Source organism: Ruegeria sp. HKCCD3925 (assembly GCF_057221175.1).
Genome location: NZ_JBWVBI010000010.1, coordinates 37377 through 63332, shown reverse-complemented (window position 1 = coordinate 63332; position 25956 = coordinate 37377). Strand labels below are relative to the sequence as shown.

23 protein-coding genes are annotated in these 25956 nt (G+C 58.7%); 6 read left to right on the top strand and 17 right to left on the bottom strand.

From position 1 onward, the window contains the following. Window positions 1-107: 107 nt before the first annotated feature. Window positions 108-1595: an ABC transporter substrate-binding protein gene (locus AC2TEM_RS20090; protein ID WP_170466674.1), complete on the bottom strand. Its 1488-nt coding sequence runs from the start codon at window positions 1593-1595 to the stop codon at window positions 108-110. Between the two features lie 171 nt (window positions 1596-1766). Between AC2TEM_RS20090 and panB the strand changes: the two genes are divergently transcribed. The 3 genes from panB to glpK all read left to right on the top strand — a co-directional run bounded on the left by panB (window position 1767) and on the right by glpK (window position 5003). After that, on the top strand, window positions 1767-2606 hold the full coding sequence (panB, locus tag AC2TEM_RS20085) for a 3-methyl-2-oxobutanoate hydroxymethyltransferase (RefSeq protein WP_170426055.1): 840 nt from the start codon (window positions 1767-1769) through the stop codon (window positions 2604-2606). Next, window positions 2603-3454 carry a pantoate--beta-alanine ligase gene (gene panC, locus AC2TEM_RS20080; protein ID WP_170426053.1) on the top strand — a complete coding sequence of 284 codons (852 nt, stop codon included), beginning with the start codon at window positions 2603-2605 and terminating at the stop codon, window positions 3452-3454. Before panB ends, panC begins: the two co-directional genes overlap by 4 nt. Window positions 3455-3524: 70 nt before the next feature. Next, entirely contained in the window at window positions 3525-5003 is a 1479-nt protein-coding gene (gene glpK / locus AC2TEM_RS20075; RefSeq protein ID WP_170426051.1) for a glycerol kinase GlpK, read from the top strand. On the opposite strand, the gene smpB is transcribed toward glpK, so the two are convergent. The 10 genes from smpB to AC2TEM_RS20025 form a co-directional block, all read right to left on the bottom strand. Further along, a complete protein-coding gene (smpB, locus tag AC2TEM_RS20070) occupies window positions 5000-5482 on the bottom strand; it encodes an SsrA-binding protein SmpB (protein ID WP_170426049.1) in 483 nt (160 codons plus the stop codon). The two genes, glpK and smpB, sit on opposite strands and share 4 nt — an antisense overlap. Before the next feature lie 44 nt (window positions 5483-5526). Continuing rightward, complete coding sequence (gene idi, locus AC2TEM_RS20065) at window positions 5527-6069, bottom strand: isopentenyl-diphosphate Delta-isomerase (RefSeq protein ID WP_170394917.1); 543 nt, start codon at window positions 6067-6069, stop codon at window positions 5527-5529. A gap of 144 nt (window positions 6070-6213) precedes the next feature. After that, complete coding sequence (locus AC2TEM_RS20060) at window positions 6214-6627, bottom strand: c-type cytochrome (protein ID WP_170394920.1); 414 nt, start codon at window positions 6625-6627, stop codon at window positions 6214-6216. Window positions 6628-6739: 112 nt separating this feature from the next. Continuing rightward, entirely contained in the window at window positions 6740-7753 is a 1014-nt protein-coding gene (locus AC2TEM_RS20055; protein WP_170426047.1) for a P1 family peptidase, read from the bottom strand. A gap of 82 nt (window positions 7754-7835) precedes the next feature. Continuing rightward, on the bottom strand, window positions 7836-8582 hold the full coding sequence (locus AC2TEM_RS20050) for an SDR family oxidoreductase (RefSeq protein WP_170608920.1): 747 nt from the start codon (window positions 8580-8582) through the stop codon (window positions 7836-7838). Between the two features lie 60 nt (window positions 8583-8642). Next, window positions 8643-9062 carry an alternative ribosome rescue aminoacyl-tRNA hydrolase ArfB gene (gene arfB, locus AC2TEM_RS20045; protein WP_170426043.1) on the bottom strand — a complete coding sequence of 140 codons (420 nt, stop codon included), beginning with the start codon at window positions 9060-9062 and terminating at the stop codon, window positions 8643-8645. Window positions 9063-9325: 263 nt separating this feature from the next. Further along, entirely contained in the window at window positions 9326-9973 is a 648-nt protein-coding gene (locus AC2TEM_RS20040) for a queuosine precursor transporter (RefSeq protein ID WP_170394930.1), read from the bottom strand. 91 nt (window positions 9974-10064) lie between these two features. Then, the gene (locus tag AC2TEM_RS20035; protein WP_170426041.1) at window positions 10065-10949 is read right to left on the bottom strand and encodes an esterase-like activity of phytase family protein; all 885 of its coding nucleotides are present in this window, start codon (window positions 10947-10949) and stop codon (window positions 10065-10067) included. After that, window positions 10922-11785, bottom strand: coding sequence for a penicillin-insensitive murein endopeptidase (gene mepA / locus AC2TEM_RS20030; RefSeq protein WP_170426039.1), 864 nt, complete (start codon window positions 11783-11785; stop codon window positions 10922-10924). Before mepA ends, AC2TEM_RS20035 begins: the two co-directional genes overlap by 28 nt. After that, window positions 11782-13149: an MFS transporter gene (locus AC2TEM_RS20025; protein WP_170426037.1), complete on the bottom strand. Its 1368-nt coding sequence runs from the start codon at window positions 13147-13149 to the stop codon at window positions 11782-11784. The genes mepA and AC2TEM_RS20025 overlap by 4 nt, the downstream gene beginning before the upstream one ends. A 133-nt stretch (window positions 13150-13282) precedes the next feature. Between AC2TEM_RS20025 and AC2TEM_RS20020 the strand changes: the two genes are divergently transcribed. From AC2TEM_RS20020 to yaaA, 3 genes are all read left to right on the top strand, one after another. After that, window positions 13283-13570, top strand: coding sequence for a YggT family protein (locus tag AC2TEM_RS20020; protein WP_170394943.1), 288 nt, complete (start codon window positions 13283-13285; stop codon window positions 13568-13570). A gap of 78 nt (window positions 13571-13648) precedes the next feature. Next, window positions 13649-15688 (top strand): DNA helicase RecQ, encoded by a 2040-nt coding sequence (gene recQ / locus AC2TEM_RS20015; RefSeq protein ID WP_480856383.1) that lies wholly within the window; start codon window positions 13649-13651, stop codon window positions 15686-15688. 33 nt (window positions 15689-15721) lie between these two features. Beyond that, on the top strand, window positions 15722-16492 hold the full coding sequence (gene yaaA / locus AC2TEM_RS20010) for a peroxide stress protein YaaA (RefSeq protein WP_480856382.1): 771 nt from the start codon (window positions 15722-15724) through the stop codon (window positions 16490-16492). On the opposite strand, the gene AC2TEM_RS20005 is transcribed toward yaaA, so the two are convergent. The 6 genes from AC2TEM_RS20005 to AC2TEM_RS19980 all read right to left on the bottom strand — a co-directional run bounded on the left by AC2TEM_RS20005 (window position 16483) and on the right by AC2TEM_RS19980 (window position 25912). Further along, window positions 16483-16944, bottom strand: coding sequence for a VOC family protein (locus AC2TEM_RS20005; RefSeq protein WP_170426031.1), 462 nt, complete (start codon window positions 16942-16944; stop codon window positions 16483-16485). The genes yaaA and AC2TEM_RS20005 overlap by 10 nt on opposite strands. 9 nt (window positions 16945-16953) lie before the next feature. Continuing rightward, on the bottom strand, window positions 16954-19167 hold the full coding sequence (locus tag AC2TEM_RS20000) for a response regulator (RefSeq protein ID WP_480856381.1): 2214 nt from the start codon (window positions 19165-19167) through the stop codon (window positions 16954-16956). Between the two features lie 67 nt (window positions 19168-19234). Then, window positions 19235-21277, bottom strand: a complete 2043-nt coding sequence (locus tag AC2TEM_RS19995; protein WP_480856380.1) for a hypothetical protein — start codon at window positions 21275-21277, stop codon at window positions 19235-19237. Then, window positions 21274-24036 carry a DUF4159 domain-containing protein gene (locus tag AC2TEM_RS19990; protein WP_170426024.1) on the bottom strand — a complete coding sequence of 921 codons (2763 nt, stop codon included), beginning with the start codon at window positions 24034-24036 and terminating at the stop codon, window positions 21274-21276. The genes AC2TEM_RS19995 and AC2TEM_RS19990 overlap by 4 nt, the downstream gene beginning before the upstream one ends. Further along, a complete protein-coding gene (locus AC2TEM_RS19985) occupies window positions 24033-24908 on the bottom strand; it encodes a DUF58 domain-containing protein (RefSeq protein WP_170408573.1) in 876 nt (291 codons plus the stop codon). The genes AC2TEM_RS19990 and AC2TEM_RS19985 overlap by 4 nt, the downstream gene beginning before the upstream one ends. After that, window positions 24905-25912, bottom strand: a complete 1008-nt coding sequence (locus tag AC2TEM_RS19980) for an AAA family ATPase (RefSeq protein WP_170394959.1) — start codon at window positions 25910-25912, stop codon at window positions 24905-24907. Before AC2TEM_RS19980 ends, AC2TEM_RS19985 begins: the two co-directional genes overlap by 4 nt. Window positions 25913-25956 lie beyond the last annotated feature (44 nt).

Genomic DNA, 25956 nt, shown 5'->3' with positions numbered 1-25956 from the left:
GAGAAGATAGACAAAAAGAAACCCGCCAAACCAGAATCCTTGTGGGTTTCATGGTGCAACAGTTCGCGCCGGGGCGCTGGCCATTGCCCCGGTCCAACTCTGTTCTTCTATTCGGACCAACTGATCCCGGTCAGATCGATCGCTGCCGTGGGTGCGTTTTCCCATAGCCCCTCAACACCGGCCTTGGCCACGCCAAGCTTGGCAAGTTGAAACAGATACCCGTTGACGTAATCGGTCGAAATCAAGCGCTGAGCCTCACCCAGCAAACGTGTGCGCTCATCAGGGTCCGTGGTCGAATTCAGCGTGTCCATCAATGCCTGAAAGTCGGTGCTGTCATATTGGAAGTAATAGTCGGGCCGGGCATAAATACCGATATCCATCGGCTCGGTATGGCTGACGATGGTCAGGCCAAACTCCTTGCCCTTGAACACGCTTTCCAGCCATTGCGCCCATTCCACATTGATGATCTCGGCGGTGATGCCAATATCGGCCAGTTGGGCAGCGATAATTTCACCCCCGCGTCGGGCGTAGGAAGGCGGCGGCAAGTGCAGCGTGGTCTCGAACCCATCGGGATACCCGGCCTCGGCCAGCAGCGCCTTGGCTTTTTCCGTGTCATAGGCCGAATTGCCGGTCAGATCGACGTAAGCCGGATTATGCGGAGCAAAATGCGTACCGATGGGTGTGCCATAGCCGAACATAGCCCCATCAATGATTGCCTGCCTGTCAATCGCGTGGGCCAATGCCTGTCGGACCAATATGTCATCAAACGGGGCTTGTTTGTTGTTGGTCGACAGAATGGTTTCCCCCTCGGTCGAGCCGACAAGAACCTGAAAGCGCGGATCAGCCTCGAACTGCGGCAGATTCTCGGGTGCGGGGAAGTTGTCGAACACGTCCACATCCTCGGCCATCATGGCGGCAAAGGCGGCGGTCGGATCCGAGATGAACTTAAACGTTGCGGTCTCTAACGCGGGCTGTTCGCCCCAATAGTCGGGGTTGCGATTCAGGATGATGCTGTCACCCTGCAGCCAGTCAGAGAAGGTGAAGGCCCCCGTGCCAACCGGATTGGTCTTGATATTCTCGATGCTTTCGGGCGCAACGATCACCGCGTCACCCCAGGCGAGATTGAAAAGGAAGTTCCCGTTCGGCTCATTCAACGTCACCTGAACGGTCAGGGGGTCCACCACCTCGACACTTTTAATGCCCGCAAACAAAGCCTTCTGCGCATTGGCGCTGTCTTCTGCCGTGGCGCGATCAAGGGTGAACTTGACGTCCTCGGCATCCATCGTTGTGCCATCGTGAAATGTCACACCGTCGCGCAGCTTGAATGTGTAAACGGTACCGTCATCCGAGATTTCCCAGCTTTCGGCCAGCCCCGGCACCACCGAGCCATCCCCCATGAACCGGGTCAGGCCTTCGAAGATATTGGTGTAGACAACCGAATCGATAGCCTGCGCCGCAGCGCTGGTCGGGTCCAGATGCGGTGGCTCAAGCTGCATGGCGATGGTGATGTCAGATTTGGCCATGGCCTGCGTGGCAAACAGGCCCGCGCCAAGGACCAGGGCCGACGCGAACGAGCGAAAGCGCTGCTTTGTCATGAAAATCTCTCCCCACTGAAATTGGCTAGCCCTGCTTTTTTCGGGCCGATCTGCGACCAATGTCCTCGCAAACCCGAGGTCAATCAAGGAATTGTTGGCGCAACCGGGGTTTCTTTGCGCCTGCCGCATCTGCTATGCCGCGCTGCAACATGAACCCTGCGAGGAGCGAGCATGAGCGCCACCGCCCGCAAGAAAGCCCCGAACGCCGAGGATATCCGCGCCCGGAAAGGTACTGATCCTCTGGTCTCGTTGACCGCCTACACAACACCGATGGCGCAGTTGATGGATGCGCATTGTGACTTCGTTCTGGTCGGTGACAGCGTCGGCATGGTGTTGCACGGGTTGACGTCGACTCTTGGTGTGACGATGGAGATGATGATCATGCACGGTCAGGCCGTTGCCCGTGGTCTGGACAAGGCAATGATGGTGATCGACATGCCTTTCGCCAGCTACGAGCATGATCCGGCTCAGGCATTCCGCAACGCAGCCCGGCTGATGTCGGAAACAGGAGCTGGGGCGGTTAAGCTGGAAGGTGGCGTCGAGATGGCTGAAACCATCCGGTTTCTGGTCAAACGCGGGATCCCGGTGATGGCACATATTGGCCTGACACCGCAGTCGATAAACACTTTGGGTGGCTATAAGGTACAAGGGCGCGACGAACAGGCCGATGCCGTATTGGCCGACGCCCAGGCCGTCGCCGAAGCAGGCGCGTTCTCGGTCGTGTTAGAGAAAGTTCCGCAGGGTTTGGCCAACCGGATTACCGCTGAGATTGCGATCCCCACAATCGGCATTGGTGCCTCGGCCGGGTGTGACGGGCAAATTCTGGTGGTGGACGATATGCTTGGCTTTTTCACCGCCTTCAAACCGAAATTCGTCAAACGCTATGCTGATCTTGGCCCGTTGGCCGAAGCCGCCATTGCTGAATACGCAGCCGAGGTTCGTGCGCGAAGCTTCCCGGCAGACGAACATGTCTTTGCCGATGCCGTACCCGTCAAAGGACCCAAGTCATGACCGCGCCTATTCTGCGTCGACTGGCAGACTTGCGCGCTCTGACCCGTGATTGGCATCTGAATGGTGAGGTGATCGGAGTTGTCCCCACCATGGGTGCGCTGCACCAGGGGCATCTGTCGCTGGCCGAAGCCGCGAAGACGGCTTGCGACCGGGTGATCGTGACGATCTTTGTAAACCCCAAGCAGTTCAACAACCCCGAAGACCTCGCCAACTATCCGCGCACCGAACAAGAAGACGCAAATAAACTCACGCCTTACAACGTCGATGCGATCTACACGCCCGACCCGGATGAGATTTACCCAGATGGCTTCGCCACCACAGTCTCGGTCTCGGGTCTGACCGACGCGATGGAGGGAGAATTCCGCCCGGGTCATTTCGATGGTGTGGCAACAGTTGTCGCCAAGCTGTTCCTGCAAACGCAAGCGGATCGAGCCTATTTCGGGGAAAAAGACTATCAGCAGCTTATGATCGTCCGCCGGATGGCCCGCGACCTCGATATCCCTATCGAGGTGATTGGTTGCCCCACGGTGCGTGAACCTTCGGGCCTCGCAATGTCTTCGCGCAATCAAAGGCTATCCGAGGATGGTCTGGCCATCGCAGCCGAAAAACATCGCATCATGCGTGCAGTCGTTCAGGCGCTGGAAAAAGGCGAAGAATTTGAAGCTTTGGCTTCTCAGGCACAGGCCGATCTTTTGGCCGCCGGTTTCAACGAAGTGGAGTATCTGCAACTACGCTGCGCTGAAACGCTGGAGCCTATGACCCATGCCAAACGACCCGCACGACTGTTTGCGGCAGCCTTGGTCGACGGCGTGCGGCTGATCGACAATCTACCGGTGTCTCCGGTCTGATTTCTCCTCTGGCACGTTTGGTTGTGTTTGCGCTAAAGTCCTGCAAAACCAAAGCGGGAGGGGCGCAGGAATGACCTATATTCTGGCAATCGATCAGGGCACCACATCGTCTCGTGCAATCCTGTTCGACGCGCAAATGCAGCGCGTCGGCACTGCGCAGCACGAGTTTACACAGCATTTCCCACAGGAAGGCTGGGTTGAGCATGATGCCGAGGAGATATGGGACAGCGTTCTGACGGTTTGCCGTGAAGTGATGCAAACGACAGGTGTATCCGCGGCACAGATCGCTGGTATCGGGATTACCAACCAACGCGAAACCACTGTCATCTGGGATCGCGCAACTGGGGGCCCCATTCACAACGCAATCGTCTGGCAGGACCGTCGCACCGCTGAGATTTGCGAGCGTCTTCGCAAAGCGGGATGCGAGGATGACGTAACTGCCCAGACCGGTCTGCTGCTAGATCCTTATTTTTCAGGCACCAAGGTCAAATGGTTGCTTGATACCGTCCCCGGCGCACGCGACCGTGCCGCCGCCGGAGAGCTGCTGTTCGGCACAATCGATACCTTCCTGATCTGGCGACTGACAGAAGGGCGCGTGCACGCCACCGACGCCACCAATGCGGCCCGCACATTGCTATTCGATATTCACAAAGGGGAATGGAGTACCGAGATCTGCGACTTGCTGGACATCCCCCAAGCTTTGTTGCCCGACGTGCGCGATTGCGCCGCTGACTTCGGATCGACCTCCCTGTTTAGCGGTAATATTCCAATTCTCGGCGTGGCGGGGGATCAGCAAGCTGCCACCATCGGACAGGCCTGTTTCCAGCCGGGCATGATGAAATCCACCTATGGCACGGGCTGTTTCGCACTACTCAACACCGGTACGCAGCCAGTTGAATCGAAAAACCGGCTGCTAACGACAATTGCCTATCAGTTGGACGGGCAGAAAACCTATGCGCTTGAAGGCTCGATTTTCATTGCCGGTGCGGCGGTGCAATGGCTGCGCGATGCGTTGCAAATCATCGAAACCGCACCGCAAAGCGGTGAACTGGCCGCCAAAGCTGATCCGAACCAGCACGTTGTTCTCGTCCCTGCCTTTACTGGGCTGGGCGCGCCTTATTGGAAACCCGATTGCCGGGGCGCAATCTTTGGCCTGACTCGCAATTCAGGCCGCGCCGAAATCACGCGCGCCACGCTGGAAAGCATCGCGTTCCAGACCCGCGACCTGTGGCACGCCATGCAGGGCGATTGGGGCGCAGAGACTGACGTGATCCTGCGCGTCGACGGCGGAATGAGCGCCTCGGACTGGGCCATGCAGGGGCTTTCCGACATTCTGGGCGCCCCGGTCGACCGCCCGGTGATGCAGGAAACCACCGCGCTTGGTGCCGCATGGCTGGCGGGCATGAAAGCGGGTGTCTACCCGGATCAGGCCGGATTCGCCGAAACCTGGGATCTGGACCGGCGGTTTGAGCCTGCAAAACCCGTAGCTGACCGAGACGCGGCCTATGCACGCTGGCAACGCGCGGTTCAGGCGGCCATGGCGTTCTAACTGTGGTCCTTCATCAAGCGCTGTTTCTGCCGTGACCAGTCGCGCTTGGCCTGCGTTTCGCGCTTGTCGTGCAGCTTCTTACCTTTGGCGATGCCGATCTTCAGCTTCGCCCGACCCTTGTGATTAAAATAAAGCACCAGCGGCACCAGCGTCATGCCTTTGCGTTGGGTCGCGTTCCACAGGTTCGACAGTTCCTTGCGTGACACCAGCAGTTTACGGCGGCGGCGTTCTTCATGTTTGAAGACCTTGGCCTGCTCATAGGGCGCGATATAGCTGTTGATTAGCCATAGCTCTCCGTCATCAACCGACGCATAGCTTTCAGCAATGTTCGACCCACCGGCACGCATGGATTTGACCTCGGACCCTTCCAGGACAATACCGCATTCGAGATCGTCTTCGATCGCATAATCGAAGCGCGCACGCCGGTTTTCGGCGATCACTTTGTAATTCGGGTCAGTGTTCTGCTTCTGCTTGGCCATGGCGCGTTGATGTATGCCGCTTGCGTCCGCCTTGCAAGGCAGGGTTACGAATTGGCCGAGATTATCAGGTCAGGTCCAAATATCGTGTCAGCGTGATTGTGCAGATAAATCTTGAGCCACGGGGTAAAACGGTCGGGATGCCGTTTCACCTCGGCCAGCAGATCGTGGTAATCGACCCAGCGGATATCCATCACTTCTTCCGGGTTAGGCTCGATTTTCAGGGCCCCACGCACATGGGCCAGAAAGACATCGACCACCTCGTTCTCGACCATTCCGTTGCCGACATCGGCATGATACTCTAATCGATGCCGGTATTCGGGATAGAGCCCGGTGATGCCCAATTCTTCGCGCAGGCGCCGGACGGCACAATGCGAAGCGCTTTCGTCCCAATCCGGATGCGTACAACAGGTATTCGCCCATAGACCCGGCGTGTGGTATTTGCCCATCGCCCGGCGTTGCAGCAATATCTCGGTCCCGCGCACGGCAAACACGGACACAGCCTTGTGTCGCAGCCCCTTTTCATGCGCCTCCAGCTTGTCGACGGGTGTCAGTTCGCCCTCAACCCAAGCCGGGATCAAGATTCCCATCTGTCGTCTCCTGTTGGCGATCTCCGGTGCACATGGCCTTACCGGTTTTCCCCAAAGTGGCGCTGATTACAATGTCAATCAATCGCACGAAAGGCCGCAGGGGCTGCGGCATTTCGAAGTTCGTCTGTAAACCTGTTGGCGGAGTTACTCTCCCGAAACGCTCACGATATAGGCGTAAACGTCTTCGGCGCCCTTCTTCAGCTTGAAGGTCATTTTCGACTTGGCCGAGGTTTCCCCCAAATAGTCTTTCAAGAATGCTTTGGGGTCTTGGGCGTAGGCCACGAAAGTCTCTTCATCCCAGACCAGACCATTTTCGCCCGCGGCCACGATGCTATCGCCGTATCTGAAGCCTTCTTCAGTGCCGGCGGTGCGGCCTGCGATTCCGTACAGGTTCGGACCCGTCTTACCGCCCTTAACGATAACTTCACCTGCAGGGTCAGCAATCATGTGACAGGATTTGCATTTGTTGAAGGTCTTCTTACCCGCTTCGGCATCACCTTCTGCATAGACAGGAAGGGCCAGCAGACCGGCAATTGCGGTGGCAAGGATACGATTCATAGCTTTTGCTCCGATACGAATTGGCTGCACAGAATGGACCGCTGGTGCAGCAGAGAGTCAACGCGCAGATTGCCGCGCGATGGCACTGTGTCACAGGTAATCGGGGCCGTCCTTAACCGAAGTCATGTAACTGAGACCAACACGGCAGCAGGTCGCCCGGGCTGGGCGTGGCCAGATAGATCGCTCGGGCGATTGCGCGTGCAAGACAGATCGAAGCCGCGTGGCCGATCATCGCCATCGCCTCGGCGTGAACGGTGCGGGCCCCGGTGCTGAGACCGAACACGAGATCTCCGTCGCCAGGCGAGTGTGCAGGAACAATGGCGCGGGCGATGCCGTCATGGGCGGCTACCGCCAGACGCTGGCATTGCGGTTTGGTCAGCGCTGCATCAGTTGCAACTATAGCAATCGTGGTGTTTGCGCGATCTGGAGGGGCAGAATGCATCATCTGCGCCTTGCGGCTGACAGGGACGGAGCCAAAGCCTGAGGCCGGGTCTGGCCCCAATCCGCCGAACTCGTCATCGATCTCAAACGGCGCAGCCCAGAAATGCCGGTCACCCGGTGTGGTCACGCTGCCAAGCGGATTAGCCGCAACCAGCGCGCCAACAGTAACGCCATCCTCAAGCACCAGCGAAGCTGAGCCCAAGCCACCTTTGTGCATCGCGGCCAATGCGCCCGTGCCAGCCCCCACCGAGCCCAGTTCAAATTCTGGTGAGGCGGCCAGATACGCGGACTTCCCCAGGGCGCGATAGGGGTTTTCGGCCCAGTTCTTATCTCCGCCATTGAGTAGATCGAACAGAATCGCGCCCGGCACGATTGGCACGACGGCCGGGCCGACCTGAAACCCGCGACCCTGGGCACGCAATGCGTCTGACACGCCCGAGCAGGCATCCAGCCCAAAGGCTGAACCACCAGACAGGGCTATCGCATCGACCCGATCAACAGTTTTGTCGACCGCCAGAAGGTCGGTCTCACGCGTGCCGGGGGCACCGCCCATCACATGCACCGAAGCTGTGAACGGGTTGTCCGCCGTCAGAATGGTTGCGCCTGATTTAAGCGTCTCATCCTGCGCGTGACCGACTTTCAGGCCAGGGACATCAGTGATCAGGTTTCTGGGTCCAGGGTTCATCTTCGTCTCGAATGTTGAGCCGGAAAGTGCGCTGGCGCGCGCTGCCTCCGGCGGAGATATTTATGACCAGATGAAGGGCGGATCAGATGCATCGGCCTCCGTCCACTTCGAGGGCTGTGCCGGTGATCATGCTGGCCTCGTCCGAGCACAGGAAACAGGCGGCGTTGGCCATATCTTCGGGGGTTGAGAAACGGCCAAGCGGGATGGTCGACAGAAACTTGGCGCGGATTTCCGGAGTGTCTTCGCCCATGAAGGATTTCAGCAGCGGTGTTTCGCCCGCCACCGGGCAGATCGCGTTCACGCGCACGCCCGAGGGGGCGAGTTCAACGGCCATCGTCTTGGTCGCGGTGATCATCCAGCCTTTGGAGGCGTTGTACCAGTTCAGATTGGGGCGCGGTGACAGACCCGCGGTCGAGGCCACGTTCAGGATCGCCCCCGCGCCGTGTGTCTTCATCTGCGGAACAAAGGCGCGCGCGGTCAGGTAGACGGATTTCATGTTCACGGCGAAAACGCGGTCGAAATCATCTTCGCTGACGTCCTCCAATGGGGTCGGCAGGTGCGTTACGCCCGCATTATTCACCAGAATATCCAGTCGTCCAAATTCTTCCGACACCGCATGTGCCATGGCCTGAACCGATGCCGCATCCGAGACGTCAACGTGCTGTGCGATGGCATTCGTGCCGACCGCAGACGCCATGTCGGAAGCCGCTTCGCCATTGATATCTGCGATCATCACGCGGGCGCCTTCGGTCAGGAACTTTTGCGCAATCCCAGCGCCGAACCCGGATGCGCCGCCAGTTACGATGGCGGTTTTTCCCTCAAGCCTCATGGCTTTACCTCCCCTGCGCCTTGCATCGGCAGAGTAGCAACGTGCAGCGAAACTGCCAGATCAATCTTCGGACACTTTGCCTCGCAGGGCTTTGACATCCGCGCGGGCTTTCTTTGCCGCCAACCGCCTTTTGACCGAACCGTACGTAGGTTTGGTCGCGATCCTACGCTTGGGTTTGACCAGTGCGCGCGTGATCAACTCGGCCAACCGGTCACGCGCAATCTCGCGGTTGCGGGCCTGAGAACGTGTTTCTTCACATTGAATGATGATCGCGCCGTCCTTGGACCAGCGACGTCCGGCCAGCCGTTTCAGACGTGTCTTGACCGGATCAGGCAAGGAAGGTGAGCGCGCGGCCTCGAACCGCAGCTCAACGGCGGTGGAGACCTTGTTGACGTTCTGCCCACCCGGACCAGAGGACCGCACGAAGCTTTCGGTCATTTCCCAGTCTTGCAGGGCGATATCGTCGGTGATGCGCAACATGGATCGGACCTTACAGGGTGCAGTTGAAAACAAAAAGGGCCGCCCCGGCGGGACGGCCCTTCGAAAGTTCAGGAGGTTGGGTCGGTTAGATCAATCGACCAGCCGGAGCGAGCGCTCCGCCAAGGGCTGCCTTAACAGGCGATCCCCCCGGTTGTTCCAACACCTCTCTCCAATCTCTTTCTCGACACTGGATCACCTCCTTTTCTATCTGTTGCGGTTAACTCTGAGCCTGACACAAGATGCGCCAATCTCAAAGCACTTTTTTATGCAGGCTGCGCGGCGGTCAAACGGGCAACAATCACCTTGAACGGAATCAGGGCGATTAGCGCCAGCGACAGTTTCACCAGCCAGTCGGCGAAGGCCAGCGTTACCCAGAGTGGGGCCATCGGGCCGGACAGCATGAAGGGCACAGGCTCCCACGCCCAGTTGATCGCTGCATCTGCATTGGCACCAAAGACGGTAACCGAGGCCGAGAACGCCAGGGTAAAGAAGATCGCTGTATCCAGCGCCGAGCCAACCAGTGTCGACACCAGCGGCGCGCGCCACCAGCGGCCACCTCGCAGTGAGTTGAACACAGTGACGTCGGTCAATTGCGCAATCAGGAAGGCGGTGCCCGAAGCCACAGCAATGCGCAGCGGTACGGCTGCATAGGTAAACCCGTCACCCTGCAGCATGATCTGGCTGCCGATCAGCGAGCAGATGATACCGGTGACAAAACCGGCGAATACGACCTTGCGGGCCGGACCCACGCCATAGACGCGGTTCATGATGTCGGTGACCAGAAAGGCCAACGGATAGGTGAAGGCACCCCAGGTCAACAGGCCGTCAAGGATCAGGAACTGGACCAGGATGTTTGAGGCCACGACGATCGAGGCCATGGCAAGGATGCCGGGAATAAAGCTGCGTTGCATTTTCAGATGCCCGTTTTGACAAGGTAGCGGCGACTTGGCCTCAGGCTCATCCCGAGGCAGGCCGTGCGTTTAGACCTTTGTTTGCGGCCTGTCAATCAGGCAGCAAGTATTCGACCAATTCAGTGCGTTGCAGCGCGAAGAAGTTATCATCCGATACCATTGTGGCACGCAGCTGGCCTTTCAGGTCGCGCCAAACTGACAGTCCTTCAAGGTTATCATGAGTTCCGGTGCCGGTTTCGAACAGGATCTCTTCGGTCTGCGGTACATCATCATCGATAACCCAGCGCCGCAAGCGAGAACGAAATCCGGTCAAAGAAACGGCCCGTTCCAGTACATAAAGCCGTGCATCAGGACCAATATCCGCCGCAACTGGCAGAAATTTATCGCTTGCAGGGAGAACAAAAGGCGCCGACCAGCGGCTACCGTCCCAGCGAAAGACGGGAATGGCGCCCTGTGCCGTTCGCTTCTTTTCGACCAGAGTGTATAGCCAACCGCGATCATTTATCGCCAGCGCTTCCAGAGAACCATTTTGATCCAACCTCAAGAACGCTTCGGGTCGAGGTAGAATTCGCGCCTTGGCATCAGGTGCCGTATAATGCACGACCCTGTGTATGCCTTCGAACGAAACATAGAAGCTGCCATCTTCAGCTATCGCCAACCCCTCAGAATCACCTGCGCGTCCGCTCAAGGCAGCGCCTCTGCTCGACAAGATCGGCCAGCGATCGAGAACTTGGATATCGATGATCTTATCTTGATCTCGTTCAATCCGCGCTGTGATCAGTGTTGACCGGTCACTGATAGCGACCATGTTCTGCCCGTTTTCAGAGATATGAATCGCCGAAAATCCACCGAACCAGTCGGCGTTGTCGCGCCAGACATAGCTGTCCAGCAGCGAAGCCTGCTTAAGCTCCATCGCCTGAACAGTCCCTGCCAGCAGAAGCGCCGTGATCAGTTGGATTGCAGAACGGCGGTACATTGCTGGGGTAGATCAGCCAGACGAAACTCACGACGCTTTTTCGGTGCTGGCGCATTTGGATCAGGTGGCGGTGGGTTCAGAATATTGCGCACCCATTGCTGTGCCTCGGCGCAACCATCACCCTTGGGTGGTGGGTCCTGATTTACACAACCTTTCGATCCTTTCGGGCATTTCAGCCGCACGTGGAAATGATAGTGATGTCCCCACCACGGCCGAATCTTGCGCAAGTAGGCTTTATTGCCCTTCTCGTCATTGCACATCTGCACCTTCGCACCAGGGAATACGAAGATCCGGGCAACGCGCTTGTCCTTAGCGGCTTTGCGCAATACCGCATGGTGCTGCTTGGTCCAGTTGCCGTTTACATACGCGCCGTTCGCGCGGCGCAAGGATATAGACGAGATATTCTCGCGTGCTTTGCGGCTTAGGCGCATGTTATCGCCCGGCAGCATCCAGATATCGATATCCAAACCCAACTGATGCGAACGATGGCCCGAGGTCATCGGCCCCCCCCGCGGTTGGCTGATATCCCCGATATAGAGACCATTCCACCCCGGTTGTTTCGCGGCAAACCGGCTGAGATCCTGCACATAGTCGATCGCCAGAGGATGCCCCCAATTGCGATTGCGCGACAGGCGCATGGCTTGCCAAGTTGGCCCGGTTTCAGGGAGTTGCACCGACCCGGCGGCGCACCCGCGCGAATAACTGCCGAATGCGGCAGATTTTTGCTGCGACCCAACCTTCTGGGCTCCGAATAACTGTTTGGCCAAGGGCTGTGCCGTGGCCACGCCTGCCAGTGCTATTGCGGCCAGAACGGCCAAAAAACGTAGTAAAATCATCTGCTCTGATCCCCTTCCGGTTTCACCCAGCGCATCAGGACTAGGCCCAGAATAAACAACAGAATGATCGGTGACACCCCCAGTCTTGCACTACCGGTTGCTGCTGTTGCTATTCCGATCAATAGCGGCGCTGCAAAGGCGGTCGCCCGACCCGAAAGCCCGTAAAGCCCAAAACTCTCGACCGGGGTGGCGGGATCAGTATGGCGTACCATCATTGAACGGCTGGCGGATTGCAGAATACCTCCCATGCCGCCGATCAGAACTCCGCACCCGAAGAACGCTATGTCCGGCAGGCCCGAGCCTACGGGTAATGAAATTCCGTAGATCTGTGTTCGATCCATCGACACAACCGTTACGCAGACAAAGATCAGAACCCAAATCGCAACCAATATCACCGGTTTAGGGCCGTACTTGCGATCCATCTTGCCCCCGATCCACGCAAAGATGGCCGAGGCCAGAACGCTGACGATCCCAAATACGCCGATTTTTATCAGGTCCCATTCAAGCACCAGCCGCGCATAGACGCCTCCGAAACTGTATAGCCCGTTCAGCGCGTCGCGATAGAACATAGAAGACCCCAGATAGGTCGCCAGACTGACCCGGTGACGCAAAGCCGCCACGGACTTGCCCAGCAAGCGCAGCGCCTCACCCACGCTACCCTGTTTGTTGGTCTCAGGATCATCCCGAACCCACAGGAAATACGGCACCATGAACAACACGAACCATCCCGCAGTTAAGGGGCCGACAAACCGCGTCCCTTCACGCGTTGCCGCATCCAGCCCGAACAACGGATCCATACCAATCAAGGTCTTGCCGTTGGGCTGTTCAACAAACAGCGCCAGCATGATGGCCAGCGACAGCAGGCCTCCGAAATAGCCGAAGGCGAAGCCCGAACCTGAAATCTCGCCCACTTCTCTATCGTCACCCAGATCGGGCAGCTGAGAGTTGATGAAGATCAGTGCATATTCTGCGCCCACAAAGCCCAGACCAAAAGCCGATAGCATCAACCACATGTTCGAGCCATCGGGCATCGTAAACCACAACGCGGCAGACCCCACCGCGTACATCACCGAAAACCCGAGAATCCACGGGATGCGCCGACCCGAAACATCCGCCATCGCGCCCAACAGGGGCGCTCCGAACGCGATGATCAGCCCAGTTATGGTCAGGCAATTCGCCCAGACGGTCTGCGCCTGCGCCGCCGCAGCATCGGTGTCTAATCCGGTATTCGCATAGTATTGAGCCGCCACCCCGGCGAAATAGGGGCCAAAGACAAAGGTCACCAGCAATGTATGGAACGGCTGGCTGGCCCAGTCGAAAAACCACCAGCCCCAGATGCGCTTACGCTTGGAAATCTCCGCCATCTCTGCCCCATATTATTATTGTTGCGATCATAAGACGGGGCTTTGGGTCAATTCGCAAGCGTTCTGTTGGGGCGCACTTGCTCTTTGCGGCTGTGACGCTTAGGTCTCAGGGCAATTGACGAACGGAGTGCCCATGCTGTCACTGATCCAAATCCTTCTGCTGATCCTGGACATTGTCTGGTTCATCATCCTTGCCCATGTGATCATGAGCTGGCTGATCAACTTCCAGGTGCTGAACCTGCACCAGCAACTGGTGGCGCAAATCTGGTACGGACTGAACCGTTTGTTAGAGCCGATCTACGGCCCCATTCGCCGCATTCTGCCCGCCATGGGCGGTCTGGATCTGACCCCTCTGGTGGTGCTGATCGGGGTCTATGCGTTGCGGATCATCCTGATCAACAACGCGGTCTATTTCTACTGACCTCTTGTTCACCGAATCTTAGTATGTGATGGTCCTGTCTTAAGAGCAGATAAACCATAAAACAGGACCCTCCGTGGCATGTTCGACTCCGCACCCTTGTTGCGAGACGTTTTCGGATTCGACGACTTCCGCCCCGGTCAGGAAGAGATCGTCGACGCCGTGACCGCAGGTGAAAACGTGCTGGCGATCATGCCCACTGGTGGGGGCAAGTCCTTATGTTTCCAATTACCTGCGTTGCTGCGAGACGGCGTGACTGTTGTGATCTCTCCGCTGATCGCCTTGATGCGCGATCAGGTGCGTGGGCTGCAGGAAGCCGGTGTCGAGGCGGGCGCGCTCACCTCGGGCAACACCCCCGAAGAAACTGATGCGGTGTGGGACGCATTAGAGGTTGGACGGCTCAAGCTTCTGTATATGGCGCCCGAGCGACTGGCCGCCGGGTCGGCGCTGGGGATGCTGCGTAGGATTAACGTCAATCTGATCGCGGTGGATGAAGCCCATTGTGTCAGCCAATGGGGCCACGATTTCCGCCCTGATTATCTGCGGATAGGAGAGCTGCGGCGCGCTTTGAATGTTCCCCTCGCCGCGTTCACCGCGACAGCGGATGCGGAAACGCAGGACGAGATCGTCGAAAAACTGTTCGACGGTGTCGCGCCGCGCAAATTCCTGCGGGGGTTCGACAGGCCCAATATCCATCTGGCTTTTGCCGCCAAGGATGGACCGCGCAAACAGATCCTCGATTTCGCTGCCGCGCGCAAAACCCAATCCGGCATCGTCTATTGCGGGACCCGCAACAAGACCGAGGTGCTGGCGCAAGCCCTGCGCGCCGAAGGTCACACGGCCTGCCACTATCACGGCGGGATGGAGGCCGAGGATCGCCGCATCGTGGAAGCTCGCTTTGCGCGCGAGGACGGGCTGATTGTCGTCGCTACGGTCGCCTTTGGCATGGGTATCGACAAGCCGGACATCCGCTGGGTCGCCCATGCGGATTTGCCGAAATCGATCGAGGCCTATTATCAAGAAATCGGTCGTGCCGGACGCGATGGTGGACCAGCCGAGACCCTGACCTTGTTCGGGCCTGACGATATACGACTACGACGCTCACAGATCGACGAAGGGCTGGCCCCACCTGAACGGCGCATGGCGGATCATGCGCGTCTTAACGCGCTGCTGGGATTGGCCGAAGCACTGAAATGCCGCCGCCAGACCTTGCTGGGGTATTTTGGGGAACAGGCTGAATCCTGCGGCAAGTGCGATCTCTGCGACAACCCGCCAGAAATCTTCGACGGCACAACGCCCGTCCGTATGGCTCTGTCCGCGATTTTACGCACCGAGGAATGGTTCGGGGCAGGTCATCTGATCGACATTCTGCTTGCCAACGAGACCGATAAAATTCGCGCACGGCGACACGACAATCTGTCCACCTACGGCATCGGCAAGGACTGGTCGCGCCCGCAATGGCAAGCGATCTTCCGGCAGATGATGGGCCATGATTTGGTGCGCCCCGACCCTGAACGCCACGGCGCGCTGCGTATGACAGAAGCCGCCAAACCCATCCTGAAAGGTGAGGCGCTGATCGATCTGCGCAAGGATACCATCCGCAAAGCCACCCGACGACCCGCTGTCAAAGCGATGGTGTCCGAGGAAGACGCGCCGCTGCTCTCGGCGCTCAAGGCCAAGCGGCGCGCACTGGCCGAGGCCGCTCGGGTCCCGGCTTATGTCATTTTTCCTGATCGCACCCTAATCGAGATGGCAGAAACCCGACCTGCAAATCTGGATGACATGGCGCGGATCAGCGGTATCGGGTCAAAGAAACTGGAACGCTATGGTTCCACTTTCCTTGAGGTGCTGACCGGCGCGGTAGAAGAGCTGCACCCCGCAAGGCGCAAACTTGCCGGCCGCAATCAGGGCGACATTTACGATCAGTTGCTTGAGGTTCAATCGCAATTGTCGCGTGGCCCCGACGGGATCGACAAACCGCTAAGCTGTACGGCTTCGCAACTGGCGAAAGTGGCGCAACTGCACCCGGATGATCCACGAGCGATGGAGCAGGTTCTGGGTGACCGTCGTCACGAAAGGTTTGGCGCGGCGTTTCTGGACGTGCTGCAACAGGCGGGCTAGATACGCCTGAACAGGCGAGAAACGAGGGCGGATATGCTGGTAGTGATTTCCCCGGCCAAGCGGCTGGATTGGGCAGAACGAAACGTCGAAGTAACCCAACCCGATTTTCAGGATGACGCGATCCGCTTGTCGAAGACCGCACGCAATCTGACATTGGGCGATCTGAAAAAACTGATGGACCTGAGCGACGACTTGGCCCGCCTGAACCGCGACCGGTATCGTATGTTCTCGGACGCGCCCGATGCGGAGACGACACGCCCTGCCGCATTGGCTTTTGCCGGCGATACCTATCAAGGGCTTGAAGCCGCATCGCTGGATGCCGACGAAATGGCCTGGGCACAGGATCACCTGCGCATTCTGTCCGGGCTTTATGGCGTATTGCGCCCGCTGGATGCCATACAGGCCTACCGGCTTGAGATGGGTAGTAAACTGAAAACCAGACGCGGAAAAAACCTGTACGAATATTGGCGCGATCAGCTAAGCAAGGTGCTGAACGCGCAGGCCGCCGAAACTGACAGCAAGGTTCTGGTGAACTGCGCCAGTCAGGAATACTTCGGCGCGGTCGACCTGAAGGCACTGAAGCTGCCCGTTGTGACCCCGGTCTTCATGGAGGACAAGGGCGGCACCCCCAAGATCGTCAGCTTCTTCGCCAAGAAAGCGCGCGGTGCGATGGCACGCTACATCATCCTGCACCGCCTGACCGATCCCATTGGCCTGTTGGATTTCGACAGCGGTGGTTATGAATACAGGGCAGACCTGTCTGACGACTACAAACCTGTGTTTGTTCGCCCCTATCAGGCCTGATCGAGCAGTGAAGGGTCGTAGGCTACAAGCTCAACGGTGTTCCCTTCGGGGTCTTGGGTGAAGATACCGCGCCAGCCGATCCAGCCAAAATGCTCGACCCGATAAGGCTGGTCGATCTGGTCGTACCAGCGCATGACAGCATCCTGTTCGACAAAGGGCAGCGACAGCGCGATATGGTGCAGGGCCGAGGCACCCCCTGTTACTCGCACTGCCGCGCCAGTCTGGCCCGATCCACGCTCAGAGCCAACAGATTGGTGAAACAGGGCCAGCACCTGTGTATGTCCACCAAACCCTTCGGCAATCCGAAAAAAGGTGATGGCGCTGTTATGGTCGCCTTGCAATCGCTGCAACCCGATCACCTTCTCATAGAAATACACCATTGCCGCCATATCGGCGCAGCGAATTGCAATCTCACCCAATCCCCGGGGGCGAAAACCGCGCTCATCTGACATAAATCGATCCTATTCCGTACTTTCACCTTCTGCACCGACCACACAGGCTTCGGCCGGACGATGTTCCAGTATCATCTTGTGGATCAGTTTTTTGTGCAACGGTTTGGTCATGTAATGATCAAGCCCGGCTGCCAGTATGCCCTGATCATCCCCTGTCATGGCATGGGCCGTCAGGGCCACTATGGGAACATGTCGATCCGTGCCGATCTCGCGCCGCCGGATTTCACCCGTCGCCTCTTTCCCATCCATCTTGGGCATCGAGATATCCATGAAAATCAGGTCCGGGTCGAAACTGGCGAAGGTTTCGACCGCCTCCAACCCATTGGAGACGAATTTCAAATCGATATTCAGATCTTTGGTCATCTTTTGAAGGATCAGTTGATTGGTTCGATTGTCCTCGGCAGCCAGAACCCGCATCAGCCTCTGATTCTGCGGAACTTGCGCATGAGTCTCGGGATCAGCGACGCAGTCGTCACTGCGATCCGACTTGAATACAGGAGCACCCAGCGCCATCAGCCGTGAATACAGCTCGGCGCGAGGAATGGGCTTTTGCAACACGCCGTCAATCAGGCGATGGGCCGGGTCGGCATGAATCACACCCGGATTGGCCGACATCACCACAATTGGCAGATCACCCCATCCTTTGTCGCGCAGTGTTGTGGCGAGTTCCAGACCGTCCATGTCCGGCAGATCGTGATCGCACAGCACCAGATCAATAGTTTTGTCCATTGCAGAAAGCGCTTCAGCCCCTGTTGAACAGGTGAGCGCCTGAGACCCAAGGCGGCTCAGTTGCTTGGTCAAAATGGCGCGGTTGACGGCCAAATCCTCGACCACCAGAACACGGCCCAACTGCCCCGCCAGATCAGGCGGAACGGGCTGCGGACCCTCAGCCGTGGGCAGTGTGATACGGAAACCAAAGCAAGATCCTTTGCCCGCGTCACTTTCGACCCAGACGGCACCGCCCATCATCGAGATCAGCCGCTTGGTGATTGCCAGCCCCAAACCCGTGCCTTCGAATTGGCGGTTCTGAGCATCCTCAACCTGATTGAATTCACCAAAGATGTGCGGGACCTTGTCGGCTTTGATTCCGATACCCGTATCCTCGATGGCCACGTGGATGTCGCAGGTTTCAGTTGTCGCGTCAGGAACACCGGTCACCCGGATAAGGACATGGCCCTGCGCGGTAAACTTCACTGCATTGCCGACAAGGTTGGTCAGAATCTGCCGAATCCGCCCCGGATCACCCACAAAAAGCGTCGGCAGGAACAGGTCATAGTCCACCAGCAAGGTCAGGCCCTTGTCGCGTACGCTGGGTTGCAACAGCATCGCGACCTCAAGGATACAGCGCTCCAAATCGAACTGTTCGGGGTGCAGCGTCAACTTGCCGGCCTCGATCTTGGAATAGTCGAGAACATCGTTGATGATGACCAGCAAAGCCTCGCCCGAATTGCGAATTGTGCTTACATAGAGCCTTTGTTCTTCGTTCATCGGGGTTTCGGTCAGCAGTTCGGTCATACCGACGATCCCGTTCATCGGCGTGCGAATCTCATGGCTCATATTGGCCAGAAAGGCGGATTTGGCGCGGTTTGCGGCCTCGGCCCGTTCACGTGCAGCGTTTAGCTCGGCCTCATGCCGGACCGAGGCTGTGATGTTCAACGCCAGGCTCAGCACGTCACCGCCGTGGCCCCGCTGATCAATCAGCCGGATATATTGGCTGTTCCACAACTGGATCACCTCGGGTTCGGGGTGCGGTTGCGCCCAGCGTGCAAGCATACGCGCCTGCCAGTCCGCGATATTTTCCGCGCCGATGTCCACGATCCCTTCATGGGTCAGAATTTCGAGAATACGCGTGTAGCTGATCCCCGGCGCGACCTCTTCCAGCCCATCGAAAACGCTTAGGTAAGCGGCGTTGGCACCGATCAGTGTGTTGTTGCCGTCGAAAAAGGCAAACCCGTCAGGGATGGTCTGGATCGAATGCCACAGGCGGCGTTCAGCCACTTCGATCTTGGCATTGGCTACGGTCAGATCGGATTTGACTTTTTCGTTTTCATCGCGAACCGTCGCAACCTCGGCCTGAGTCTCATCGATCTGACGTGTCAATGCGATAGCATGACGTCCCAATTTGCGGTTGGCAGCAGACAACTCGGCCTGTTTCAGATGCAACAACCGCTCGGCCGCCAGTCGTGCGCGCCGTTCCTGCGCCAGTTTCTCAGCAAGACTCATGTAAAGTTTTCCCGCGATAATCTGCTCAGAGCATCGCGGTAGAGCATGAAAAAGTGCTTAAGCAGCGTTAGCGACGTCCCTCGCGCAACCAACCGGCCAAGAGGAACCCACCGGCCAGCAACAGCACCAGCCAGGGTGGAAGCAACCCGGCCTGTGTAACATCGCGGGTTTCATAGGCGTCGCGCGGGGTCAGACCGATCCAGCCCCGACCTGCTGCCGGTCGGCCCGCACGGACATTCCGGATTGAGGGCAGACCCTCTTCCAACCGGATCGTTCCCCCGCGCAGGCTGGCCAGAACGGGGCTTAGAATCTCATCGGTCGCGATCGTGCGCTCGAATTCCTTTGGTGCAGCAGGACCAAGGCCGATCACGGCAGAATGCGCGCCCTCTTCCAGACGGTACAGGCCAATTTCAGGGCCGAAGTACTGCGCCTCGAACCGACCGGGCGAGACCTCGTTTAGCGTAATCTCCAAGGTGTCGCCGTTGGGGAGGGTGACGGTGACCGGGCCAACCTCATCCTCCAGCGTTTGACGGATAATACGCATGGACTGGCCGTTCGCTTCGGCCCACAGCGCCTCTTCCTCAAGCTCGGGTTCTTTCATCATCCAATGCGCCAGCCTGCGGAGTAGTTCCAGCTGCGGGCCACCGCCCTCAAAGCCGCGGCTCCATAGCCAGGCGTGGTCTGATGCCATCAGCGCCACACGGCCTTCACCCACGCGATCCAACAGCAGCAACGGACGATCATCCACGCCGGTCATGAGCATATTGCCGGACAGCTGGCTGACATCGATCTGGCGCAGCCAAGCGCCCCAAGTCTCAGCATCGCTCAGATCAGCGGTAACCGGATGACGCTGGCCCAGATCGGTGACCATGGGCACGTACCGTTCCTCGTAAACCCGCGCACTGGGTTTTGCGGGCAGGACCGGCCCAAGCGGGGATCGGTACAGGCTGTCAGCCGTGGCAAAATCAGGGCCAGCAGCGACCAGCACCGCGCCACCATTGACGATATAGTCGCCAACATTATCCAGATAGATCGCAGGCAGGATGCCGCGCCGTTTGTAGCGGTCAAAGATGATCAGGTCGAAATCATTGATCTTCTCCAGAAACAACTCTCGCGTTGGGAAGGCAATCAGTGAGAGCTCATCCACCGGTACGCCATCCTGCTTTTCCGGTGGCCGCAGGATGGTGAAATGGACCAAATCAACCGAGCTGTCAGATTTCAGCAGGTTGCGCCAAGTACGCCCGCCCGGATGCGGCTCGCCCGATACCAGCAGAACACGCAGGCGATCCCGCACACCGTTCATCTGGATCAGAGCCGTGTTGTTGCGGTCGGTCAGTTCGCCCTCGGCCTGCGGGACCGTGAACTGGATGACGTTCCGACCACCATGCGGCAGCGTGATCGGGAGCTCGACGTCCAGACCGATTGGAATGGTGAACTGCTCGGGTTCACCTCCGTCGACGGAAATCTCAAGCGGAGCGTTAGTAACTCCAGCAGGCGCAGCGCCAGTGTCTTCGACGCGCAGGGTCAGGGTCACGGGTTCACCGATAATGGCGAAGGCTGGGGCGTTACGCACGATCAGGCGCCGATCCCAATCGCCTTCGCGCCCGGTTTGCAACAGATGCATTGGAGCAGGCAGGTCGGGTGCCAAGTCTGCATCATGAACGATGCCGTCTGACACCACGATAATGCCCGCAATCCGCGCACGGGGTTCTTCGGCCAGTGCCGCGTTCAGCGCAGCCATGACCTGCGTGCCCTCGTCACCATCGCCGTCACCAACTTGGATGCGGCGCAGCTCGGTATTGTCTCGGGCTTCGATCTCGGTCGCGAGGTCGTTGGCAGCCTGAGCAGTCTGTTCGGCACGATCCGATAGGGTTTGACTGGCGCTTTCATCTTCGATCATCAACACGATGTCGGTAAGCGGCGCGCGATCTTCGACCTGATAGACAGGACCGCTAAGCGCCCCGAGGATGACCAAGGCCGCCAAGCCGCGCAGGGCCCAGCCCGACAGACCGCGCCAAAGCGCCAGAACCACACCTGACATGGCAATCAATGCCACGGCTGCCAGAAACGGCCACGGGATTAGCGGGTCAAAGATGACGGTTCCGGTCATTGTCCCAACCTGTCCAAAAGCGCGGGCACGTGAACCTGATCGGATTTGTAATTCCCGGTCAGCACATGCATTACCAGATTAACCCCAAACCGATTGGCCAACTCGCGCTGTCGTTCTCCGGCATAACCGCGACCCACGGGCAACAGGGACTGACCGTTGCGATCCACCGCCCAGGCCCCGGCCCAGTCATTACCGCCGATCACCACCGGGGTCACGTTATCGTTGAGGTTTCGGAAGGGCATTCCTTCGATCTGCTCGGCATCGGGTGGCGCGGCTTCGACCCAGACCTCGGTGCCAGAATATCGTCCGGGGAAATCCTGCAGCAGATAAAAGGCGCGGGTCAGGACATGATCACGCGGGACAGGCTCTAATGAGGGGATATTCAACGGGGCGGCCAGTTGTTGCAGCTTCCGCCCATTGGGGCTGGACGCCCCGAAACCGGCGATATCGGCGTCGCGCGTATCAAATAAAATCATCCCGCCCGAACGCAGATAGGCGTTCAACTTTGCATAAGCTTCAATCGAGGGCTGCGGCTGGTCCGGAGTAACAGGCCAATAGAGCAGCGGAAAGAATGCAAGCTCATCACGTTCAAGGTCGATGCCAATCGGGTCGGCGGGTTCGACCGAAGTGCGAAAATGCAGCGTCTGCACCAACCCGCGCAGCCCGGCCAGCGCGATATCGTCGACCTGAGCATTCCCGGTAAGTACATGGGCCAGCACAAGCTCATGCGTCGCGTTCAATGCAAAATCGGTGTCTTCAGGGGTCTGTGCCCGCACCTCAGGGGCAAGGAACAGGGCAGCAAGCGCAAATGCAACAGGGGTTGCCTTGGCCAAACGCCCCGACAACGCCAAAGACGCAATCACATCGATTGTCAGCAACAACAGTGCAACGCCAAGCAACAGCCCTTCCAACGGGGTCTCATTGCTGACCTCCTGACCCCGGATTGGGACGTCAGACGGCCAGATCACCGGGGATAGTACAGCATCCTCGGCAAGAACATTCCGCGCCAGTTTCTGCTTGCCGTTTTCATAAAGCCCCGGGCGCAGGTCCGGCCCGATTTGCCCAGAAACCAGTTCGACTCCATCGACACCGGGCAGCGTTCCTGCGTCAGTCAAAACACCGAAGCCATCCATTATTTGAATCGGCTCCCATACGGTGCCCTGCATCTGAGCCTCTTGACGCGATTTGGCAGCAGAGGCAACGGCAAGCCGGTCGAGCATTTCGACAAACAGCCCGGACAGCGGCAGGCTGGACCATTCCGCATCAGCCGTGACATGGAACAGAACCACCTGCCCCAGCCCCAGCGGTTTTCGGGTCACCAATGGTGTGCCATCCGACAGTGACGCAATGACCCGATCCGCCAAATTAGGATCTGGTTGTGCCATGACCTGAGTGGTCACAGAGACGTCCGCAGGAATCTCCAACCCATAGAACGGCGAGTTTTCAGTGAACGGAGCAAGCCCCTTCGCTTCACCCCAGCTCATGGCGCCGCCGACCGAGCGGCCACCGCTACGAAGTCGAACCGGCAACAGTGCATCCTCAGTATCGCGCCCCAGATCGCTGGCGGCCATGCGTGGGCCGGCAAAGCGCAGCAGTAGGCCGCCCTGTTCAACCCATTCGACGACTTCAGCCTGTTCCGACTCGGACAGCTTGGCCACATCCGCCAATACGATCACATCCGGGTTCGCGGGGAGAACCTCGGCCAGGCCGCCTTCGACAAAATCAGCGGTCGGAATCAGCACCTGTGTCAGGTAGTGAAGCGGCGACAGTAACTCTAACCCTTCGCGGTTCAGGGTACCTGCGATCAATGCCACTTCGCGCCGACGCAGGCTGTCATCTGTCAGTGTAATGGCACCGGCAGAGCGCTGGCCTTGAATCTCGAACCGTGTAATGCGTGCGCGCAGTTCCGATGGAAGCGCAAGATCAATTTCCGCCTGCGTAGAGCCGTTTTCGAACTCAAGATTGGTCGATTGCAGCACCCGCATTGCTCCTGCCGGGTCGCGCCCTTGCGCAAGAACGGTGACTCTTTCCTCTGGTCCTGGATTAGCGCGCTGTACGCTGAGTCGGATTGCGCCGTCCTGATAGGTGGCGGGCAAGATCGCGGTGACAGGTGCAGAGGATTGGTAGACAATCACGTCCCCACGCGCCTGCAGGGCAGAAGTCAAACGATCATGGCCGACATAGGACAGACGGTCGCTGAACCAATGGGTGTCGAAGCCACCTTCGACCTGTCCCAACGCGATCAGAATTTGGTCAATCTGCGCTTCGGTTGGCTGCCACGGCATCGGTGTAAGGCCCGGCAGACGACCACGCCACGCCTCGGCGGCCTGAAACACAGGTGCCTCAGGCTCAGTCAGACGCAAGATCGACACAGGACGACCCGCCCGCCCGGCTTCCGTCAATTGCGCATCAATCTGATCAAGTGTCGAGGACCAACGTGTCGCGCCCCCCCAGCTTGCATCCAGCACCAGCAGAAGCGGCCCGGATCCGGTCTCATCGCGTGAGGGGTTCAGCACCGGCCCTGCCAGCCCGATGATGATCGCTGCGGCTGCCAGCATCCGCAGTAGCAGCAACCACCATGGTGTACGGTCCGAAACGCTTTCATCATCCTTCAATCCCAGCAGCAAGGTGACCGCCGGGAAAAGACGTCGGATCGGTGCAGGTGGGACGGCACGCAGGATCAACCACAAAATTGGAAGGGTCAGAAGACCCAGCAGCACCCAAGGCGCGGTAAATCCGATTCCTGCAAGAACCGTCATTGCGCACCCCCATCCAAGGCGCGATAAAGCCACAACAGAGCCGATTGAGCGCTGTCATCAGTGTGATGGAGCCCCATCTGCCAGCCAGTCGCGCGGCACAGGTGGGTCAGCGCATCCTTGCGCGCCGCTAAGCGATCCAGATAACGATCGCGCAAATCAGCGGCCTTCAAGGTTTCATGTCGAGCGGTGCCACCAACACTTTCAAAAATGGTACGTCCCGAATAGGGAAAGGACTCCTCGCTGGGGTCCAGAACCTGCAGCAACACGCCGCGCACGCCCCGGTCAGCGGCTTTGGTAAGGGCCAGCTCGACCTCGTCCAGCGGCCCAAGAAAATCCGAAATAAACACCGCACGCGCATGCGGGATCATGGCGCGGTGTTCGGGTGGCGCGTAATCGGTTTGCGCGTCTTCAGACCAGGCTTGGGCCAGCCGAATGATCTGAGCATTCCCCCTGCGCGGGGGCAGCGTCGTGCCAGTCAGACCAACGCGCTCGCCGCCACGCACAAGCAGGATAGCGGTCGACAGCCCCAGCAGGCGCGCACGATCGGCCTTGGTCGGCAAGTTCTTGTCCGAAGCAAACCGCATCGACGCGCCCTGATCGACCCAAAGCATGATCGACTGTGCAATCTGCCATTCGCGCTCACGTACAAACTGCTGATCACCACGGGCCGAACGGCGATGGTCGATCAACCGGCGACTGTCGCCAATCTGCGCAGGGCGGTACTGCCAGAAATCATCCCCCAGACCCGAGCGTCTCCGCCCGTGATCGCCCAATAACACGGTTCCGGCCAGATGCTCGGCACGCGCCAATAACGGCGGCAACCGGGACGCCTCGGCCTCGGAGCGCTCGCGCAGGGTCTGGGCGGCGCTCACGCCGCGGCCTCAGTTCGGACCAGCCCAGTAGCGGTGGACTCAATCAGGTCAGAGAGGCTGTCACCACGTGCCCGCGCCGCGAAGTTCAACGCCATACGGTGGCTGAGAACCGGACGCGCCATGGTCAGAACATCCTCGGCATTGGGGGCCAAACGGCCTTCCAGCATCGCATTTGCGCGCACGGTCATCATCAGAGCCTGCGCAGCGCGCGGTCCGGGACCCCAGGCAACAGTTTCCTTCACCCGCTCTGACACACCTGCCTCATCCGGGCGGAAAGCGCGGACCAGATCGAGGATCAGTTCGACAACCGACTCTCCTACAGGCATCCGGCGCAACAGAACCTGTGCGGCCAGCAATTCTTCTTTGGTGAAAATCTGATGCGCCTCGGCTTCCTCAACACCCGTGGTAGCCAGCAGAATATCACGCTCGGTCTGGCGATCCGGATATTCCACGTCGACCTGCACTAGAAACCGGTCCAGTTGAGCTTCGGGCAATGGATAGGTCCCTTCCTGCTCAATCGGGTTCTGCGTTGCCAGCACATGGAACGGTACGCCCAATTCGCGGTCTTCGCCCGCGACTGTCACTGTACGCTCTTGCATCGCCTGCAACAGCGCCGATTGGGTCCGGGGACTGGCACGGTTGATCTCGTCCGCCATCAGCAACTCACAGAAAATCGGGCCGGAGATGAACCGGAAATGGCGGCTGCCATCTTCGGCAGTATCCAGCACTTCCGAGCCCAGAATATCAGCAGGCATCAGGTCCGGCGTGAACTGGATGCGGTTGCCATGCAGGCCCATCACGGTCGAAAGCGTCTCGACCAACCGCGTCTTGCCCAGCCCCGGCAGACCGATCAGCAGCGCGTGACCGCCGCACAAAAGCGCGGTCAGGGTCAGGTCCACGACCTTCTCCTGCCCGATAAAGCGGCGGGTGATCGAGGATTTGGCCTCTTGCAGCTTGTTTTCCAGCGCTTCGATCTCGGACACGAGGTCGGCAGGTTCGGACATGAGGTTCCCTTCCGTGGACTGTTATGATTGAAGTGTATCGCGCT

Excerpts from the sequence above, each read along its gene's own strand:
- AC2TEM_RS20090 (WP_170466674.1), bottom strand. The coding sequence starts at position 1,595 with ATGACAAAGCAGCGCTTTCGCTCGTTCGCGTCGGCCCTGGTCCTTGGC.
- panB (WP_170426055.1), top strand. The coding sequence starts at position 1,767 with ATGAGCGCCACCGCCCGCAAGAAAGCCCCGAACGCCGAGGATATCCGC.
- panC (WP_170426053.1), top strand. The coding sequence starts at position 2,603 with ATGACCGCGCCTATTCTGCGTCGACTGGCAGACTTGCGCGCTCTGACC.
- glpK (WP_170426051.1), top strand. The coding sequence starts at position 3,525 with ATGACCTATATTCTGGCAATCGATCAGGGCACCACATCGTCTCGTGCA.
- smpB (WP_170426049.1), bottom strand. The coding sequence starts at position 5,482 with ATGGCCAAGCAGAAGCAGAACACTGACCCGAATTACAAAGTGATCGCC.
- idi (WP_170394917.1), bottom strand. The coding sequence starts at position 6,069 with ATGGGAATCTTGATCCCGGCTTGGGTTGAGGGCGAACTGACACCCGTC.
- AC2TEM_RS20060 (WP_170394920.1), bottom strand. The coding sequence starts at position 6,627 with ATGAATCGTATCCTTGCCACCGCAATTGCCGGTCTGCTGGCCCTTCCT.
- AC2TEM_RS20055 (WP_170426047.1), bottom strand. The coding sequence starts at position 7,753 with ATGAACCCTGGACCCAGAAACCTGATCACTGATGTCCCTGGCCTGAAA.
- AC2TEM_RS20050 (WP_170608920.1), bottom strand. The coding sequence starts at position 8,582 with ATGAGGCTTGAGGGAAAAACCGCCATCGTAACTGGCGGCGCATCCGGG.
- arfB (WP_170426043.1), bottom strand. The coding sequence starts at position 9,062 with ATGTTGCGCATCACCGACGATATCGCCCTGCAAGACTGGGAAATGACC.
- AC2TEM_RS20040 (WP_170394930.1), bottom strand. The coding sequence starts at position 9,973 with ATGCAACGCAGCTTTATTCCCGGCATCCTTGCCATGGCCTCGATCGTC.
- AC2TEM_RS20035 (WP_170426041.1), bottom strand. The coding sequence starts at position 10,949 with ATGTACCGCCGTTCTGCAATCCAACTGATCACGGCGCTTCTGCTGGCA.
- mepA (WP_170426039.1), bottom strand. The coding sequence starts at position 11,785 with ATGATTTTACTACGTTTTTTGGCCGTTCTGGCCGCAATAGCACTGGCA.
- AC2TEM_RS20025 (WP_170426037.1), bottom strand. The coding sequence starts at position 13,149 with ATGGCGGAGATTTCCAAGCGTAAGCGCATCTGGGGCTGGTGGTTTTTC.
- AC2TEM_RS20020 (WP_170394943.1), top strand. The coding sequence starts at position 13,283 with ATGCTGTCACTGATCCAAATCCTTCTGCTGATCCTGGACATTGTCTGG.
- recQ (WP_480856383.1), top strand. The coding sequence starts at position 13,649 with ATGTTCGACTCCGCACCCTTGTTGCGAGACGTTTTCGGATTCGACGAC.
- yaaA (WP_480856382.1), top strand. The coding sequence starts at position 15,722 with ATGCTGGTAGTGATTTCCCCGGCCAAGCGGCTGGATTGGGCAGAACGA.
- AC2TEM_RS20005 (WP_170426031.1), bottom strand. The coding sequence starts at position 16,944 with ATGTCAGATGAGCGCGGTTTTCGCCCCCGGGGATTGGGTGAGATTGCA.
- AC2TEM_RS20000 (WP_480856381.1), bottom strand. The coding sequence starts at position 19,167 with ATGAGTCTTGCTGAGAAACTGGCGCAGGAACGGCGCGCACGACTGGCG.
- AC2TEM_RS19995 (WP_480856380.1), bottom strand. The coding sequence starts at position 21,277 with ATGACCGGAACCGTCATCTTTGACCCGCTAATCCCGTGGCCGTTTCTG.
- AC2TEM_RS19990 (WP_170426024.1), bottom strand. The coding sequence starts at position 24,036 with ATGACGGTTCTTGCAGGAATCGGATTTACCGCGCCTTGGGTGCTGCTG.
- AC2TEM_RS19980 (WP_170394959.1), bottom strand. The coding sequence starts at position 25,912 with ATGTCCGAACCTGCCGACCTCGTGTCCGAGATCGAAGCGCTGGAAAAC.